The following is a 15,513-nucleotide window of genomic DNA, read 5'->3' on the forward strand; positions in this document are numbered from 1 at the left end:
GGCTGTGGAAGCTACGCGAAGGAGTCTTCCCGGGCGTGCCGCTCCGCGGGAGCAGCAGCGGTTGGGATGTGCGCAGCTGCCTGGCGCAGGGGGTTGAAGCCTGCTCCGATCTCGCCGAACGCGTAGGCGGTCTCGGCGTGCTCGGACAGGTCCACGCCGGCGGTCTCGGCCTCGTGGCTGACGCGGAAGCCCACCGCCTTGTTGATGACCCGCGCAATGACCGCCGTTCCAAGTCCGGACAGCAGCAGGGTGATGACGACGGCGGCTGTCTGGGCGATGAGCTGCTGGACACCGCCGCCGTAGAAGAGGCCGCCGCCCTGGCCGTTCACGGGGAGGGCGATGAATCCCAGGGACAGGGTGCCAATGAGGCCGGCCCCCAGGTGGACGCCCACCACGTCCAGGGAGTCATCAAGGCCGAACCGGTACTTGAGGTCCACGAATACGCAGCATGCCGCTCCCGCCACCAGGCCCAGGCCGATGGCTGCCACCGGGCTGACGTTGGCGCAGGAAGGGGTGATGGCCACAAGGCCGGCCACAACGCCGGAGGCGGCGCCCAGGGAGGTGGGGTGCCCGTGGCGGATCTTTTCGGTGATGAGCCAGGTGAGCATGGCCGCGGCGGGGGCCACCAGCGTGTTGATCCAGATGAGGCCGGCCTGTTCAGCGCTGGTTGCGGCGCCGCCATTGAAGCCAAACCAGCCGAACCACAGGATGGCCGCGCCCAGCATGATGAAGGGCAGGTTGTGGGGGCGGTGATTGGGGTCCTTCGCGAAGCCGTGGCGCTGGCCCACGATGATGGCCAGCACCAGCGCGGCAGTTCCTGAACTGATTTCCACCACGGCGCCACCGGCGAAATCGATGACCTGGCCGAAGATTGCGGTGACGGCCCCGCCTGCACTCATCAGCCCGCCACCCCAGATCATGTAAGCGAGAGGGCAGTAGATCAGGGTGATCCACACGGGAACGAACAGTGCCCATGCGCTGAACTTCGCGCGGTCGGCGATGGCGCCGCTGATCAGGGCCACGGTGATGATGGCGAAGGTGGCGCTGTAACCGGCCTTGAGGAGGTCCGGCGAGCCCATCAGGTTCTGCAGGCCGAAACTCGTGAAGGGATTGCCGAAGAGCCCCAGGATGCCGTCTCCGGTAGTCATGGAGTAACCCCAGAGAACCCACACCACGCCCACAATTCCGGCGGAGATGAAGCTCATCATGATCATGTTCAGCGCGGCCTTGGCGCGGGTCATGCCGCCGTAGAAGAGACCGAGCCCAGGGGTCATCAGCAGTACCATCGCGGCCGAAATCATCAGCCAGACGTGTTGGGCAGTGATTTCCACCGGTGGGTCCCTTCGCAACGTGATCTTGGTCCGGGGCCCGTTTTGGCCCCAGCATTTCCCCCGGGATCCATTTTTGGCGTCGCGTGTTTCAGTCAATGCCGCTTTAAGTTGCAGGCACGTTACACAAATCGCTCCCGCGTGAAGTTCACGTATCCGGTATGTTTCAGGAATGTAAACGGCTTCTCTGGCCGGAGCCACCCACGCTGGCACCATCCCAAATACTTCCCCGCCGGCACAGGCGACGCAGCGCACCTAAGGTGAGAAACGCCGTCGTACCCTGCTTGGCCTTCTGTTTCAGAGCTATGAACGGCAGCTCACAGGGTCAGAACCTGCGCGCGTTGGCCAGGACCGGCAGGTTGGCCCGTACGTCGGCCACCGTGGCGGGGTCAATATCGACGACGGCGAGTTCGGGTTTTCCGCCAAGGGTCACCAGCGGTTTGCCGAGTGGGGTCACAACCGCGCTGTGGCCGATTCCCGTGGGTGCTGTTCCGGCGGGACCAGCGCCGACGGTTTCGGGATCCCCTTGGCCGCAGGCAATCACGAACGCGGTGCTGTCCAGCGCCCGTGCGCGAACCAGCAGGTCCCACTGCTCGGCCTTGCCCTCCCCGGCGCCCCAGGAAGCGCACACGATGTTCACCTGCGCCCCCGCGTTCGCGTTTGCCGTGAACAGGCCGGGAAAGCGCACGTCGTAGCAGGTGGCAAGGCCGAAGACGGTCCCGTCGAGTTCGAACGTAACCGGCCCTTCCCCTGCGTCCACTGTCTTGGACTCCGTGAACCCAAAGGCATCGAAGAGGTGGATCTTGTCGTAGGAAGCATCCACACCGGGTCCGGTGACCAGCAGCGTGTTGCGGACGCGGCCGTCCTTCCCCGGCGTGAACATGCCGGCCACAATCGTGATCTCCAGCTCCCGGGCCATCTTGCGGACCTCGCTGGCCCACGGGCCGTCGAGGGGCTCGGCAATGTCCCTGAGGGAGTGCCCGAACGCGCGCATCGTCGCTTCGGGAAACACAACCAACTGCGCGTCCGCATTACTGGCCTGCGCGGCGTAGTCCCACATCAGTTCAAGGTTGGCGGCGGTGTCTGCACCGCTGATGATCTGCGCTACTGCAATACGCATTACTGCCGGTAGCCCTCAACCTCGCTGATGGGGCGGGCCTCGGCGTCGTTCGGGTTCTCCCCGGAATCCTTCTTGGCCCGGCGCTGGCGCAGCAGGTCCCAGCATTGGTCCAGGCTTTCTTCCACGTACTTCAACCGCGCCGGGTCCGGGGCCTGCCCGCTGCCCGATCCCTCGCGCAGCGAGTGCTCCTCCTCCACCAGGGCCTGGATGTGCGTCAAAATGTCCTGATCATTCATGGCTTCCCCTAACTCCGGTCCGGTCACCTTCAGCGTACGGATCAGGTGCTGAAGCCACCAGTCCCCGCGCGGTACCATCAACTTCATGCCCACTGCGCTCGATATGGCAGGTCCCATCCTGGAAGTGCTCACCTGGTTGTGCCTGCCCGCCGGGCTGGGACTGCTTTTCTACACCGGCTTCCTCCGCCGCTTCGTGCACCCCTGGGACGTGGCCGAGGCCGTGGTGTACTCCGATTCCACCGGCGTGGGGTTCCGCTGGTTCGACCGGAAGCACCAGGTCCACAACGCCCCCATGTCTCCCTACGACATCAGGGACATGGCGGCGGGAGACACCCTCCCCATCTACTACCACCCCAAGCGCCCAACGCAGTGGCAGACCACCGCGCCGGAGGAAGCCGGCAGGACAGCCTCGGTCCTGGGCCGCTGCCTGACGGCGATCGGCTCGGTAGCGCTCCTGGCCGGCTTCGTCCTGCCGATGTTCTAGGAACTGGCTGTGTTCTACGGACTGATCAGGACCACAACAATGCCAAGTCCGCCAAGGACCACTCCGGCGAGAGCGGTCCAGAGCACGGCAGGCAGGTCCGCTTCGATGCTTTCGCCTGCCAGACCATGGGACCTGGCCCGGTACCGGCGGCGCTGCGTGAGGTAGATGGCAAGGGCGGCGCCGCCGGAAATCGCCGGCAGCATCAGGATGGGTAACCCGTAGACGGGTAGCCAGCGCAGGAAGAAGGCGCTCGCCGTCACCAACGCCAGCATGGTGCGGCCCCATGCCAGGGCGGTCCGCTCGGGCTGGAGGCCGGGATCGCCGTGGGGGCTGGGAGCATGGGCTGCCACAGGCTCAGCGCCAGAGGATAAAGACCAGGACGACGGCGGCAGCCAACGCCCCTGCCCCGGCCAACAGGGGCACGAAAAACGGCAGGGGCAGCGGGGCCCTGGTGCGCATGCTCCGCTCCACCCGAAGCCACCGCACCGCGGCGCCACCGCTGAGCATCATGCCCAGCAGCAGCAGGAGGACGGCAAGGCCTTTACGGACAGGCTCAACAAAAAGTCCGGACGTGAACGCCTCAATGGCAATGCCGCCTGCCAGCAGCGCCAGCGACGTGCGGATCCAGGCGAGGAAGGTGCGCTCGTTGGCAAGCGTGAAGCGGGGGTCCGGTTCCTCGCCGCCGGGGAGCAGCCGTTCGGCCATTTTTCCGCGCGGGGGCGGGCCGGGCGGCTGCTCACTGTTGGTCACCGGGCCAGTTTAGCCGCCGCTCCGCGGGGCAAACATGATCACGGCAACACCCAGCAGGCAAACCAGGGAGCCTGTGATATCCCACCTGTCGGGGCGGAAGCCGTCAAAGACCATGCCCCATGCCAGGGAACCTGCCACAAACACCCCGCCATAGGCCGCCAGGATCCGGCCGAAGTGCGCGTCCGGCTGCAGGGTGGCCACGAAGCCGTAGGCGCCGAGTGCGACCACGCCAAGTCCGGCCCACCACCAGTCCCTGCCTTCGCGGACGGACTGCCACACCAGCCAGGCGCCGCCGATCTCCGCTGCCGCGGCCAGCACGAACAACACAATGGCCTTGAAAATACTGACGGTTTCCTCCGGAATGCCCACGGAGCCATCATTCCAGCCGGGAATGCCACCGGTATCCGGACAGTTGGGCAAGGTATGCAGCGCATAGGATTCCTTTCATTCGGCCACTGGGGCCCCGGCCAGGGCTCGCGCACCAGGACGGCGGCGGACGCCCTGCTCCAGGGGATCGAACTGGCGGTTGCCGCTGAAGAACTCGGCGTGGACGGGGCATTCTTCCGGGTCCACCACTTCGCCAGGCAGCAGGCATCACCTTTCCCACTCCTGTCAGCCATCGCCGCCCGCACCCGCCGGATCGAAATTGGCACCGGCGTCATCGACATGCGCTACGAAAATCCCCTGTACATGGCGGAGGAGGCTGCAGCGGCAGACCTGATCAGCGGTGGCAGGCTGCAGTTGGGCATCAGCCGCGGGTCACCCGAGCCGGCCCGGGAAGGCGCGTCGGCATTCGGCTACCGGCCGCAGGCGGGGGAGACCGACGCCGACATGGCCCGGCGCCACACCGCCGTCTTCCGCAAGGCCATCACGGGTGCCGGCATGGCTGAGGCGGACCCCAGGTACGCCGGCGGCGCCACCGGCCTCCTCCCCGTCCAGCCCCAGTCCCAGGGCCTCGCGGAACGGATCTGGTGGGGCGCCGGCAGCAGGAAGACCGCCGTCTGGGCCGCGGAACTGGGCATGAACCTGATGAGCTCCACACTGCTCACCGAGGACACCGGTGTCCCCTTCCATGAACTCCAGGCCGAACAGATCCAGCTGTTCAGGGACGCGTGGGCGGCAGCAGGACATACCCATGCCCCGCGTGTTTCGGTCAGCCGCAGCGTCCTTCCCATCGTGGATGAGGAAGACAACTACTACTTCGCCGGCAGCGCCCTTCGTGACGGCCGCGACCAGGTGGGCGTTATCGACGGACTGACTGCCAGGTTCGGCAAGAGCTACGTGGGCGCGCCGGACCTCCTGGCGGAAGAACTCGCAGCCGATGCGGCAGTGCGGGCAGCGGACACCCTGCTGCTGACCGTTCCCAACCAATTGGGCGTGGACTTCAACGCCAAGTTGCTGGGAAACATCGCCGGGCACGTCGCCCCGGCCCTGGGCTGGAGCCGCCAATAAGGTGCGGAAACCAGGTGCGGGAACAATTTGTGAGACCGAACCGTTACTCTTATAGTGCGGCGTGGGGGCTTCGCGCCCTTAACTAGTGTGTGACTGCGGAACGGTCATATGACGGAGAGAGAGATATATGGCTCGCACCGCTCTAGGCTTAACCGTATGATCCGGCTACGTCAGCTGGCCCAGGCGGCCTCAGTGCTTACCACCCCTTTGGCGCCGGAAGACATTCTGGCACTTTTCAACCCTGTCTACTCAGCCAGGCAACTGCGCGGCGTGGTCACCCGCGTGGTCCAGGAGACGGCCCAGTCGGCCACCATCTTCTTCCGCCCCGGCCGCGGCTGGAAGGCGCACCTTGCCGGTCAGTGGGCCCGCATCGGCGTCGAACTGGACGGCGTCCGGCACTGGCGCTCCTATTCGCTCAGCGCTCCGGCAGGCAAGGATCCTGCCATCACCGTCACGGACGTCGGCGCCGTGTCCGGCACGCTGGTGCGCACCACCAAGCCCGGCGATGTCCTGTTCCTGGCTCCGCCGCAGGGCGACTTCGTGCTTCCCGAGCACCCCCGGCCCCTGCTGATGGTTACGGCGGGCAGTGGCATCACCCCGGTGATGTCCATGATCCGTACGCTTGTGCCGCGGCGTCCGGACGCCGACGTCGTGCTGGTCCACTCCGCACGCACCCCGGGCGACAGCCTGTTCCGTGAAGAGCTGGCCGAACTCGCGGACCAGTTCCCCAACTTCCGCCTGGCCCACTGGTACACCGGTGAACAGGGGCGGATGGACTTCTCCAGCACCAAGGAGCTGGACGAAATCTGCCCCGACTGGAAGGACCGGGCTGCCTACGCCTGCGGTCCGGACAGCTTCCTGGACGACGCCGAGGCCCTCTGGAAGCGCGCTGCGCTGACCACCCGGTCGCCGGGGACCGACGTCGCCGTTGCCGGAGACGCCGGCAACCTCATGATCGAGCGCTTCAACACCACCTTCAACGCCGGTGTAGGGCACGACGGCGGCTTGGTCACCTTCGAAGCCTCGGACCGGGAGGTGGAGGCCGACGGCGACACCCCCATCCTGGACATCGGCGAGGACGCCGGGGTGCTGATGCCCAGCGGCTGCCGGATGGGCATCTGCCACAGCTGCCTCACACCGCTCCTGGCCGGCCAGGTCCGCGACCTGCGGACCGGGGAAATCCATGGCGAACCAGGCCAACTTATCCAAACGTGTGTCTCGGCAGCCGCCGGACCCGTCAACCTCGAACTCTGAGGAGCAGTACCGTATGACTGTCATCTCACCTACAAAGACCACGGCCGCCGGAGGAGCCAGCGCCGGCACCTCACGGACGCGCCCGGGCAAACTCGCCGAATCCGGCAGCCCCACCGTCCGCCCGCCGGCCGCCGCGCACCTCAGCGACGAGCAGGTAGCTGAACTCGGCCGCGAACTGGACGCCATCCGGGACGAGGTCCTGGCCAAGCGCGGGGCCGAGGATGCTGCCTACATCCGCCGGATGATCAAGATCCAGCGCGGCCTGGAGATTTCCGGCCGCGCCGCCCTCCTGGTCAGTAAGAACAAAGCCGCCTGGGTTACCGGCACCACCCTGCTGAGCCTGGCCAAGATCCTGGAAAACATGGAGCTGGGCCACAACATCCTGCACGGCCAGTGGGACTGGATGCGGGACCCGGACATCCACTCCACTACCTGGGAATGGGACTTCGTCACGCCCTCGCGGTCCTGGCAGCACACCCACAATGACCTGCACCACCGCTGGACCAACGTGGTGGGCAAGGACAACGACGTCGGATACAACCTTCTGCGCATGGACGAGAACCAGCCGTGGAAGCCCATCAACCTGGCCAACCCGCTGTTCAATGCCATCCTGGCGCCGGTTTTCGAGTGGGGCATCGCCATCTACGACCTCGAGCTGACCGAGTACAAGGAAGGCACCAAGTCCAAGGAAGCCCTGCTCAAGGACCTCAAGGCGCTGGGCAAGAAAGTCGTTACCCAGTTCACCAAGGACTACGCGGCCACTCCTGCCGTCGCCATGCTGACCGGATCCGGCAAGCAGGCGCTGTTCGGCACGATCACTGCCAACGCTGTCCGCAATGTGTGGGCCCACGCGGTTATCTTCTGCGGCCACTTCCCGGAAGGAACCGACACCTTCACCGAAGAGATGGTTGACGGCGAAACCCGCGGTGACTGGTACGTGCGGCAGATGATCGGCTCGGCGAACATCTCGGGCTCCAAGTTCATGCACCTCATGACCGGCAACCTCTCGCACCAGATCGAGCACCACCTTTTCCCCGACCTGCCCTCCAACCGGTACGCCGAGGTGGCGCCCAAGGTCCGCGAGATCTGCCAGCGCTATGGCCTGAAGTACACCACCGGCCCGCTGCTGAAGCAGGTGGGTTCGTCCTGGGCCAAGGTCTTCAAGCTGGCCCTGCCCGGCAAGGCTGCGCGGGCCTAGAAGCCTCAAAGCAAAACCCGGGAAGTGACCCGGCCGGCGCTGCCCGGCCGGGTCACTTCTGCGTTGGCGGCCTTTAGCGCCGGGTGCCTGGAACCAGGAGCACGTGGTCCAGCTTGGGCAGTGCATGACGCAGTCGGTGTTCGGCGCTTTCAAGGACCGCTTCCGCCCGGGACAATTCCGTGTCCGCCAGGTCAATCCGTGCCGAGCCCTGCAACCGGTGCCCGGACCACCGCAGCTGCAGGTGCCGGACTGCCAGGACGCCCGGCGTAGCCTCCAGCGCGGCTTCGGCACGCGACACCAGGTCCGGCTCGATGCCATCCATGAGCCGGCGCCCAATGCTGCGGACCGTTCCCCACAGCAGGACCATGATGGCAGCGGAGATGATCAACCCGACGATCGGATCAGCCAGCGGGAAACCCAGCATGACCCCCACCGCTCCGATTACCACCGCGAGCGAAGTGAAGCCATCCGTCCTGGCATGCACACCGTCCGCCACGAGCGCCGCGGAACCGATCCTCCGGCCAACCCGGATGCGGTAGATTGCCACGGCCTCATTCCCGGCGAAGCCGATCAGGCCGGCGGCGATGACCCAGCCGAGGTTTTGCAGCGGCTGGGGATGGATCAGCCGGTCCACGGACTGCCAGCCGGCCACCACTGCAGAGAGGGCCACCACGGCCACGATGAACAGTCCGGCCAGGTCCTCAGCCCTGCCGTAGCCATACGTGTAGCGGCGGGTGGCGGCCCTGCGTCCCAGGATGAAGGCCACCCACAGGGGCACCGCGGTCAGGGCGTCCGAGAAGTTGTGGATGGTGTCCGCGAGCAGGGCCACCGAACTGCTGAACAGGACCACCAGGAACTGCAGCGCCGTCGTGGCCAGCAGGACGAACATGCTGATCTTCAGCGCCCTGATGCCCTCGGTGCTGGCCTCCATGGCATCGTCAATGGAATCTGCGGCGTCATGCGTGTGCGGAACGAAGAGCTCCATCAGCCAGCCCTTGAAGCCGGTGTGGTGATGATGCCCGTGGTCGTGGTCGTGGTCGTGCTGGTGGCCGCCGTGGTCCGTCCCGTGCGGGTGGCCGTGGCCGTGCGTTGACCCGCGGTGCGGGCCGCTCACGACGCGTTCCCCTGTCCGGTGTGGACGAAGCCCTGGTCGTGGGGGACCTGCTTGTGGGGAGCGCGGTGGTGGGCAGGTTCGCCGCCGAGTGCATGCTCGGCCTGGAAGATGGCGTCCGCCACCAACTGCCGCGCGTGTTCATTTTCCAGCCGGTAGAGCACCCGGGTCCCGTCCTGCCGCGTGGAAACCATTCTTGCCAGCCGCATCTTGGCCAGGTGCTGGGACACGGCGGCGGGGGACTTGCCCACCACGTCCGCCAGGGCACCCACCGCCATCTCGCCGTCACGGAGGGCCAAAATGATCCGCACCCTGGTGGCGTCCGCCAGCATGGCAAAGACCTCCACGGCCAATTCCACGTACTGGCTGTCCGCCTTCAGTGGGCAAGCATTACTATCTGCATTCATGCGCATATAGTGTCACACTATTTCACTGCAGCGGATCCAGGCCGCCGCGGGCAGCGAACGGCGCGACGAATCGAGGCTGCTGGAGCGGGGGCCGCCCCCTAGAGTAGGAGGTGCAGGGCCCGGCGCTCCGCCGGGCTGCTCCGATCAGATCAGTCTCGAAAGGAACTTGCCTCCATGGCTTTCATTACCGTAGGTACCGAGAACAGCACTGACATCGAGCTCTACTACGAGGACCACGGCTCCGGCCAGCCCGTCGTGCTGATCCATGGCTATCCGCTGGACGGATCATCCTGGGAAAAGCAGACCGCCGCCCTCCTGGATGCCGGGTACCGTGTCATCACCTATGACCGCCGGGGCTTCGGAAAATCCAGCAAGCCCACCGAGGGCTACGACTACGACACCTTCGCAGCGGACCTCAACACCCTGCTCAACACCCTGGACCTGAACAACGTGGTGCTGGTGGGCTTCTCCATGGGCACGGGAGAGGTGGGCCGCTACCTCGGTACGTACGGCTCGGCCCGCGTGGCCCGCGCGGCGTTCCTCGGGTCCCTGGAGCCCTTCCTGCTCAAGACCGATGACAACCCCGACGGCGTCCCGCAGGACGTGTTCGACGGCCTCAAGGAAGCGGTCACCGCCGACCGCTACGCCTTTTTCACCGAATTCTTCAAGAACTTCTACAACTCCGACACCTTCCTGGGCACCCCGCGGCTCAGCCAGGAAGCCGTCAACGCCAGCTGGAACCTGGCTGCCGGCGCCGGAGCGCATGCTTCTGTCGCAGCGCAGCCCACCTGGCTTACGGATTTCCGCCAGGACATCCCCAAGATCGATGTTCCGGCGCTGATCCTGCACGGCACCGCTGACAACATCCTGCCCATCGATTCCACCGGCCGGCTGTTCGCCAAGGCCCTGCCGAGTGCCGAGTACGTGGAGATCGAGGGTGCACCGCACGGCCTGCTCTGGACGCACGCCGCGGAGGTCAACGAAGCGCTGCTGGCCTTCCTTTCGCAGTAGGGGGTCAAACGGACAAACGGCGACGACGGTATGCCGCCGTCGCCGTTTGCTCACCACCGCGGTCCGCTGAGGTGTCATGCCTCATGTCCAGGAGGCGAACTTAGCAGGCGGGTTTGCCCGTTATGTGCGGCTCCTGGGAAACCGGCGGCGGTGTCACCAGTTGTACGGCGAGATCCCGGAGCTCCTGCGGACGGAAAGGCTTGGTGAGGTACCCCGCGGCCCCCGATGCCATGCCGGCCAGCACATCGTCCTGCTCGGAACGGGCCGTGAGGAACAGCAGGGGCGCGCTGGTAAGGGCGCGGATGGCGCGGGCCACCACGTACCCGTCCATATCCGGCAGCCCAACGTCCAGGGTCACCAGGGCGATGGCGGGATCAGCCGCGGCGGCAATGGCCTCGGCCCCCGTGCCCACCATCCTGACCTCAAAGCCCGCGCGCGACAGGACCACTTCGATCAGTCCGCGGATATCGTCGTCATCCTCCACGACAAGGCAAACACGCTGCTGTTCCATCAAGCCCCCCGGCGAAAAGTTGGCACCAGTCTACCTGCGGGAACGCTGCCGGCATGACCGACGCAAAAGATGGCCGCTATCCGTCGTAATGCGTGCGCGCCGGGCCCTGGCCCAGGGCGTTGACGACCGCCGCGGCCACATCATGCAACTTGGTGTTCCGGGTGCTGGAAGCGGTCTTCAGGATGTCGAAGGCTTCCTGCTGGCTGCACCGGTTCTGGGCCATGATGATGCCGACAGCCATGTCAATGACCGTGCGGGACTCAAGGGTGGCCCGAAGGTTCGCGGCCGTTTCGCTGTAGTGCGCGAACCGCACCGCAAGGCGGAGCGCCAGCGAGGTCTGGCTGACGAAATCCTCGGCAAACTTCAGCACGCGGCCCTCGAACCGGTGCGGGCGGCGGGAGTACAGCAGCAGCGATGCCTTGGTTTCCCCCTCAAGCCGGAACGGAACTGCCGCCACGGAGCGGATCCCCTCGGCAGTCGCGGCGGCGGCGTACTCAGGCCAGCGGCCATCCGCGGTGAGGTCCGGAGCGTGCACGATCTCCTGGGCCGTGGAAGCCGTGAGGCCCGGGGTGTCGCTGTACCTGTGTTCAAGCCGTCCGATGGACTTTGCATCCGGGCTGCTGCTGGCGACCGTGGCGGCCTTGCGTTGCCGGAGGAGGGTGATGGCGCACAGCATTTCGTCGCCGGGCTCGGAGAGATTGCGTGCGGAGACCTGTGCCAGTTCATTAAGGAAGTCCTCAACGTCGGAGCTGTTGAGGACAAGTTCATGCAGGTGCTCAGTGATGGATGTATCGGTTTTTGCTGTTGACTCGCTGGCCACGATTTTCTGGTGCCATTCGCTCAGGTCAAAACGAGCCGGCAACACGCCAACACCCCGCAACTGGGCGGGGAGCCGGTGATGGTCGCTGGATCGACGAACTTTCCAACGGCCTGCTGCTAAACCGATAACCAGAAGTATATACATCCCCGTGCCGCCCAAAGCGTCATATATGGCTGCCCCGGAGCGGGCAAAGGCTGGCGCGGGGCCGGGCATACCGGCACAATGAAGCAGGCGCCGGTGCTGCTGCGGGCTGGCCGCGGGACCAGGGGCTGCTCAGCGGCGGAGGGACAGGAACATGACCAGGCTGCTCATCATTGGACCACCAGGGTCCGGCAAGGGAACCCAGGCCGAACACCTCGCGCGGCACTTCCGGGTCCCTGCCGTTTCCACCGGGGATATTTTCCGGAGCAACGTCAGCCAACAGACCGACCTGGGGAACCAGGCCGCCCGGTACCTGGATGACGGCCATTTCGTACCGGACCACCTCACCAACGCGCTGGTCAAGAACCGTCTCCTCGAAAGCGACGCGATGCACGGGTTCCTGCTGGACGGCTATCCGCGGACAGCTCAACAGGTACTGGAACTCGACCGCATGCTTGAGGCACAGGGGCATGCGCTGGACGCCGTGATCGAACTGCAGGCGCCCGACGAGGAACTGGAGCAGCGGATGCACCGCCGCGCCCTGGAGCAGGGGCGCACGGATGACACCATCGACGTCTTCAGGCGCCGGCTGGACCTCTACCACCGCCAGACGCATGAAGTAGTCTCGGTGTACGCGGGCCGGGGCATTCTTGTGTCCGTCAACGGCAGCGGGGACCCGGGCGGGATAACTGCACTGGCAATCGCCGCCGTCGAAAAGTTCCTTGCAGCCCCGCAACCCCCGTCCTGACCGAAAACACCGCACGGTGAACGCACTCGAGCAAAAGGAAACAGTGATGAGAATTGCCGTTACAGGCGGAAGCGGAAAACTGGGGCGGCACGTGGTGCGCCGGCTGACAGGCGACGGCCACCAGGTCCTCACCCTGGACCGTGCGGGTGCCCGCAGCCCGGAACTGCTGGTGGTTGACCTGCGCAACTACGGCCAGGTGGTGGACGCGCTGCTGGGCGTTGATGACCGGCATGACGGGTTCGACGCCGTGGTGCACCTGGGTGCCATTCCCGCCCCGGGCATCCTTCCGGACGCAGCCACCTTCGAAAACAACATGCTGTCCACCTACAACGTCTTCCAGGCGGCGCGGCGCGCCGGCATCAAGAAGGTGGTGTACGCCTCCAGCGAGACGGTCCTGGGGCTGCCGTTCGACATCGACCCGCCCTACATCCCGGTGGATGAGGAGTACCCGCCGCGGCCGGAAAGCACCTACTCGCTGGTGAAGACGCTGGAGGAGCAGATGGCTGTGGAGATGACGCGGTGGGACCCCGAACTGAGCATCACCGGCCTGCGGTTCTCCAACGTCATGGACGAGGCCGACTACGCCAAATTCCCCTCCTTCGACGCCGACGCGACGCTGCGGAAGTGGAACCTGTGGGGCTATATCGACGGCAGGGACGGCGCGCAGGCCGTAGTACGTGCGCTGGAGAACGCCAAACCAGGGTTCGAAGCCTTCATCATCGCCAACGCTGACACGGTGATGAGCCGGTCAAGCGCCAGCCTGGCGGAAGAGGTCTTTCCCGGCGTCAAGGTCACCAAGGACCTGGGAGAGCACGAAACGATGCTGTCCATCGACAAGGCGCGGCGCCTGCTCGGTTTCGAACCCGAGCACAGTTGGCGTAACCACGTGGCGGCCGGCTCCAACACGGTGGAAAGCCAGCGATAACCACCGGTCCGCAGGAATCGCCGAGGGTTCGCGAAGGATCATCCAAGGAGCCGGAAGCCGTGTGCTTCCGGCTCCTATCCTTTTGGTATCCCCCCTTGCCCCGCCACCACAAGGACCCCAAAATTCGTACCCGATTCTTCGTGCTGCCGGCCCTCACGGCGCTGCTCTCCGCCGTCGGCCTTTCCACCGTGTCCCTGCCGGCGGCTGCTGCTCCTGCCCCCGCCGCCGCAACCGGCCGTTACATCGTGCAGTACGCCGCCACTGCCGACCTCGCAGCCGAGGTGTCCGGGCTGCGCGGCCAGGGCCTCGCCGTCGGCCGTACCTTCGAGCATGCAGTCCGCGGCGCCGTCGTCACGGCCAACCCCGCGCAGGCGGCAGCCCTTGCCAGGTCCGGGAAGGTGCTGTCCGTGGAGCCCGACGCCCCCGTCAAGGTTTCCGGGACCGAGCAGCCCGCCCCCTGGGGCCTGGACCGCGCAGACCAGCGGACCCTTCCGCTCTCCGGTTCGTACTCGTGGACCGCGGCGGGCGCCGGGGTGACCGCCTACGTGGTGGACACCGGCATCCTGGCATCGCACACCGACTTCGGTGGCCGGGTTGCGGCAGGCTGGACAGCGGTGGCGGACGGCAACGGCACCACCGACTGCAACGGCCACGGCACCCACGTGGCCGGAACCGTGGCCGGAGCCACGTATGGCGTCGCCAAGAGCGCCAAGCTGGTGCCCGTGAGGGTGCTCGACTGCAGCGGGTCCGGCTACAACTCGGACGTGGTGGCCGGCCTGGACTGGATCGCCGCCAACCATGCGGCCGGAACCCCCGCCGTGGCAAACCTCAGCCTGGGCGGAGCGGCCAGCAGCACCGTGGACGCCGCCATCCAGGCAGTTCTTGACGACGGCGTCACCACAGTGGTTGCCGCAGGAAACTCCGCCGTGGATGCCTGCACCGCTTCGCCCGCCCGCGTCCCCGGGGCTGTCACGGTGGCAGCCAGCGACTCCGCCGACAAGCAGGCTTCGTTCTCCAACTTCGGGTCCTGCGTGGACCTGTATGCGCCCGGCGTCGGCATCACCTCCGACTACTACACCTCCACCACCGCCACCGCATCCATGTCCGGAACCTCCATGGCCGCGCCGCACACCGCCGGAGCAGCCGCCGTCCTGCTGTCGCAGAACCCTGCCCTGGCACCGGCCGACGTAGCAGCGGCACTGGTAGCCAATGCCACGTCCGGCGTCATCGCCGGCGCCTCCGCGGGAACCCCGAACCGCCTGCTGTACACCGGGGCAACGGCACCTGCACCTGCGCCTGCCCCTGCACCCGCTGTCACGTCTGTTTCACCGGCCGCCAAGGCCACCGCCGTGGCAGCTGGAACGAACGTCACGGCCACCTTCAGCACCGCTGTTCAGGGCGTGAGCGCCGGGACGTTCGTGCTCAGGAATGCAGCCGGCAACAGCATCGCGGCCACCGTCACGTACAACGCCACCACCCTGACCGCCACCCTTGACCCGGCAGCAAGCCTTGCCCCCGATGCCAGCTACACCGCAATCCTGACAGGAGGAGCCTCGGCCATCCGCGATGCCGCAGGCACCCCGCTGGCGTCCACCAGCTGGACGTTCACCACTGGCCCCGCGCCCAGCGTCACCAGCTACTCGCCGGGCAGCAACGCCCTCCTGGTCCGCAGGAGCAGCAGCATCAGCGCCACCTTCAGCGAGGCGGTCCAGGGCCTTAACACCACCACGTTCACCCTGAAGAACCCGGCCACCGGCGCCGTGGTGGCAGCAACGGCCTACCGCAACGGCACCACCAACCAGTGGATCCTTGACCCCCAGGAGACCCTCGCCGCCAAGACGCGGTACACCGTGACCCTCACGGGCGGGACCAGCGGCATCCGGGACCTGGCCGGCAACCCCCTCGCCAGCCGGAGCTGGCAGTTCACCACCGGCTCTTTCTAGCCGCCTGATGGAGTGAATGGGCCGTGGCCGGGATAATCTTCACCCTAGGCATTCATCACGGCACGCATCTTCCG

At 66.3% G+C, this 15,513-nt stretch carries 18 protein-coding genes; 8 read left to right on the plus strand and 10 right to left on the minus strand.

Annotation, left to right across the window (positions count from 1 at the left end; all coding sequences use genetic code 11):
• Nucleotides 1–11: 11 nt before the first annotated feature.
• The 3 genes from AC3ANU_RS05335 to AC3ANU_RS05345 form a co-directional block, all read right to left on the minus strand.
• Nucleotides 12–1,331, minus strand: a complete 1,320-nt coding sequence (locus AC3ANU_RS05335; protein WP_018770599.1) for an ammonium transporter — start codon at nt 1,329–1,331, stop codon at nt 12–14.
• Between the two features lie 322 nt (nt 1,332–1,653).
• On the minus strand, nt 1,654–2,448 hold the full coding sequence (locus AC3ANU_RS05340; RefSeq protein WP_488315600.1) for a carbon-nitrogen hydrolase family protein: 795 nt from the start codon (nt 2,446–2,448) through the stop codon (nt 1,654–1,656).
• A complete protein-coding gene (locus AC3ANU_RS05345) occupies nt 2,448–2,684 on the minus strand; it encodes a DUF2630 family protein (RefSeq protein WP_026265973.1) in 237 nt (78 codons plus the stop codon). The genes AC3ANU_RS05340 and AC3ANU_RS05345 overlap by 1 nt, the downstream gene beginning before the upstream one ends.
• A gap of 85 nt (nt 2,685–2,769) precedes the next feature.
• Between AC3ANU_RS05345 and AC3ANU_RS05350 the strand changes: the two genes are divergently transcribed.
• On the plus strand, nt 2,770–3,168 hold the full coding sequence (locus tag AC3ANU_RS05350) for a hypothetical protein (protein ID WP_018770596.1): 399 nt from the start codon (nt 2,770–2,772) through the stop codon (nt 3,166–3,168).
• A gap of 14 nt (nt 3,169–3,182) precedes the next feature.
• Here AC3ANU_RS05350 and AC3ANU_RS05355 read toward each other — a convergent pair whose 3' ends face one another.
• The 3 genes from AC3ANU_RS05355 to AC3ANU_RS05365 are packed head-to-tail and all read right to left on the minus strand — an operon-like array spanning nt 3,183 to nt 4,287.
• Nucleotides 3,183–3,518 carry a DUF202 domain-containing protein gene (locus AC3ANU_RS05355; protein ID WP_144600246.1) on the minus strand — a complete coding sequence of 112 codons (336 nt, stop codon included), beginning with the start codon at nt 3,516–3,518 and terminating at the stop codon, nt 3,183–3,185.
• Between the two features lie 4 nt (nt 3,519–3,522).
• Nucleotides 3,523–3,918 (minus strand): YidH family protein, encoded by a 396-nt coding sequence (locus AC3ANU_RS05360; protein ID WP_018770594.1) that lies wholly within the window; start codon nt 3,916–3,918, stop codon nt 3,523–3,525.
• A gap of 9 nt (nt 3,919–3,927) precedes the next feature.
• Complete coding sequence (locus AC3ANU_RS05365) at nt 3,928–4,287, minus strand: YnfA family protein (RefSeq protein ID WP_268001994.1); 360 nt, start codon at nt 4,285–4,287, stop codon at nt 3,928–3,930.
• 54 nt (nt 4,288–4,341) lie between these two features.
• Between AC3ANU_RS05365 and AC3ANU_RS05370 the strand changes: the two genes are divergently transcribed.
• The 3 genes from AC3ANU_RS05370 to AC3ANU_RS05380 all read left to right on the plus strand — a co-directional run bounded on the left by AC3ANU_RS05370 (nt 4,342) and on the right by AC3ANU_RS05380 (nt 7,822).
• Nucleotides 4,342–5,370: an LLM class flavin-dependent oxidoreductase gene (locus tag AC3ANU_RS05370; protein ID WP_488315601.1), complete on the plus strand. Its 1,029-nt coding sequence runs from the start codon at nt 4,342–4,344 to the stop codon at nt 5,368–5,370.
• Nucleotides 5,371–5,526: 156 nt separating this feature from the next.
• Nucleotides 5,527–6,624, plus strand: coding sequence for a ferredoxin reductase (locus AC3ANU_RS05375; protein WP_018770591.1), 1,098 nt, complete (start codon nt 5,527–5,529; stop codon nt 6,622–6,624).
• 13 nt (nt 6,625–6,637) lie between these two features.
• Nucleotides 6,638–7,822: a fatty acid desaturase family protein gene (locus AC3ANU_RS05380; protein WP_056391468.1), complete on the plus strand. Its 1,185-nt coding sequence runs from the start codon at nt 6,638–6,640 to the stop codon at nt 7,820–7,822.
• Nucleotides 7,823–7,895: 73 nt separating this feature from the next.
• On the opposite strand, the gene AC3ANU_RS05385 is transcribed toward AC3ANU_RS05380, so the two are convergent.
• Together AC3ANU_RS05385 and AC3ANU_RS05390 are read right to left on the minus strand one after the other, a co-directional pair.
• The gene (locus tag AC3ANU_RS05385; RefSeq protein ID WP_018770589.1) at nt 7,896–8,807 is read right to left on the minus strand and encodes a cation diffusion facilitator family transporter; all 912 of its coding nucleotides are present in this window, start codon (nt 8,805–8,807) and stop codon (nt 7,896–7,898) included.
• A 125-nt stretch (nt 8,808–8,932) separates the two neighbouring features.
• Nucleotides 8,933–9,340, minus strand: a complete 408-nt coding sequence (locus AC3ANU_RS05390) for an ArsR/SmtB family transcription factor (RefSeq protein ID WP_155845606.1) — start codon at nt 9,338–9,340, stop codon at nt 8,933–8,935.
• A 174-nt stretch (nt 9,341–9,514) separates the two neighbouring features.
• Between AC3ANU_RS05390 and AC3ANU_RS05395 the strand changes: the two genes are divergently transcribed.
• Nucleotides 9,515–10,351 carry an alpha/beta fold hydrolase gene (locus tag AC3ANU_RS05395; protein ID WP_488315602.1) on the plus strand — a complete coding sequence of 279 codons (837 nt, stop codon included), beginning with the start codon at nt 9,515–9,517 and terminating at the stop codon, nt 10,349–10,351.
• A 100-nt stretch (nt 10,352–10,451) separates the two neighbouring features.
• Here AC3ANU_RS05395 and AC3ANU_RS05400 read toward each other — a convergent pair whose 3' ends face one another.
• The gene (locus AC3ANU_RS05400) at nt 10,452–10,862 is read right to left on the minus strand and encodes a response regulator transcription factor (RefSeq protein ID WP_056391459.1); all 411 of its coding nucleotides are present in this window, start codon (nt 10,860–10,862) and stop codon (nt 10,452–10,454) included.
• 76 nt (nt 10,863–10,938) lie between these two features.
• On the minus strand, nt 10,939–11,682 hold the full coding sequence (locus AC3ANU_RS05405) for a GAF and ANTAR domain-containing protein (RefSeq protein ID WP_018770584.1): 744 nt from the start codon (nt 11,680–11,682) through the stop codon (nt 10,939–10,941).
• Between the two features lie 295 nt (nt 11,683–11,977).
• Here AC3ANU_RS05405 and AC3ANU_RS05410 point away from each other — a divergent pair, with 295 nt between their 5' ends.
• From AC3ANU_RS05410 to AC3ANU_RS05420, 3 genes are all read left to right on the plus strand, one after another.
• Complete coding sequence (locus tag AC3ANU_RS05410; RefSeq protein ID WP_056391456.1) at nt 11,978–12,571, plus strand: adenylate kinase; 594 nt, start codon at nt 11,978–11,980, stop codon at nt 12,569–12,571.
• A gap of 46 nt (nt 12,572–12,617) precedes the next feature.
• A complete protein-coding gene (locus AC3ANU_RS05415; RefSeq protein ID WP_018770582.1) occupies nt 12,618–13,496 on the plus strand; it encodes an NAD-dependent epimerase/dehydratase family protein in 879 nt (292 codons plus the stop codon).
• Nucleotides 13,497–13,591: 95 nt separating this feature from the next.
• Nucleotides 13,592–15,439, plus strand: a complete 1,848-nt coding sequence (locus AC3ANU_RS05420; protein ID WP_488315603.1) for a S8 family serine peptidase — start codon at nt 13,592–13,594, stop codon at nt 15,437–15,439.
• Nucleotides 15,440–15,513 lie beyond the last annotated feature (74 nt).

Source organism: Arthrobacter sp. SDR-2R, assembly GCF_057747955.1.

Coding starts and splice junctions, on each gene's coding strand:
- AC3ANU_RS05340 (WP_488315600.1), bottom strand. CDS start 2,448: ATGCGTATTGCAGTAGCGCAGATCATCAGCGGTGCAGACACCGCCGCC.
- AC3ANU_RS05345 (WP_026265973.1), bottom strand. CDS start 2,684: ATGAATGATCAGGACATTTTGACGCACATCCAGGCCCTGGTGGAGGAG.
- AC3ANU_RS05350 (WP_018770596.1), top strand. CDS start 2,770: ATGCCCACTGCGCTCGATATGGCAGGTCCCATCCTGGAAGTGCTCACC.
- AC3ANU_RS05370 (WP_488315601.1), top strand. CDS start 4,342: ATGCAGCGCATAGGATTCCTTTCATTCGGCCACTGGGGCCCCGGCCAG.
- AC3ANU_RS05375 (WP_018770591.1), top strand. CDS start 5,527: ATGATCCGGCTACGTCAGCTGGCCCAGGCGGCCTCAGTGCTTACCACC.
- AC3ANU_RS05380 (WP_056391468.1), top strand. CDS start 6,638: ATGACTGTCATCTCACCTACAAAGACCACGGCCGCCGGAGGAGCCAGC.
- AC3ANU_RS05385 (WP_018770589.1), bottom strand. CDS start 8,807: ATGGAGCTCTTCGTTCCGCACACGCATGACGCCGCAGATTCCATTGAC.
- AC3ANU_RS05390 (WP_155845606.1), bottom strand. CDS start 9,340: ATGAATGCAGATAGTAATGCTTGCCCACTGAAGGCGGACAGCCAGTAC.
- AC3ANU_RS05395 (WP_488315602.1), top strand. CDS start 9,515: ATGGCTTTCATTACCGTAGGTACCGAGAACAGCACTGACATCGAGCTC.
- AC3ANU_RS05400 (WP_056391459.1), bottom strand. CDS start 10,862: ATGGAACAGCAGCGTGTTTGCCTTGTCGTGGAGGATGACGACGATATC.
- AC3ANU_RS05410 (WP_056391456.1), top strand. CDS start 11,978: ATGACCAGGCTGCTCATCATTGGACCACCAGGGTCCGGCAAGGGAACC.
- AC3ANU_RS05415 (WP_018770582.1), top strand. CDS start 12,618: ATGAGAATTGCCGTTACAGGCGGAAGCGGAAAACTGGGGCGGCACGTG.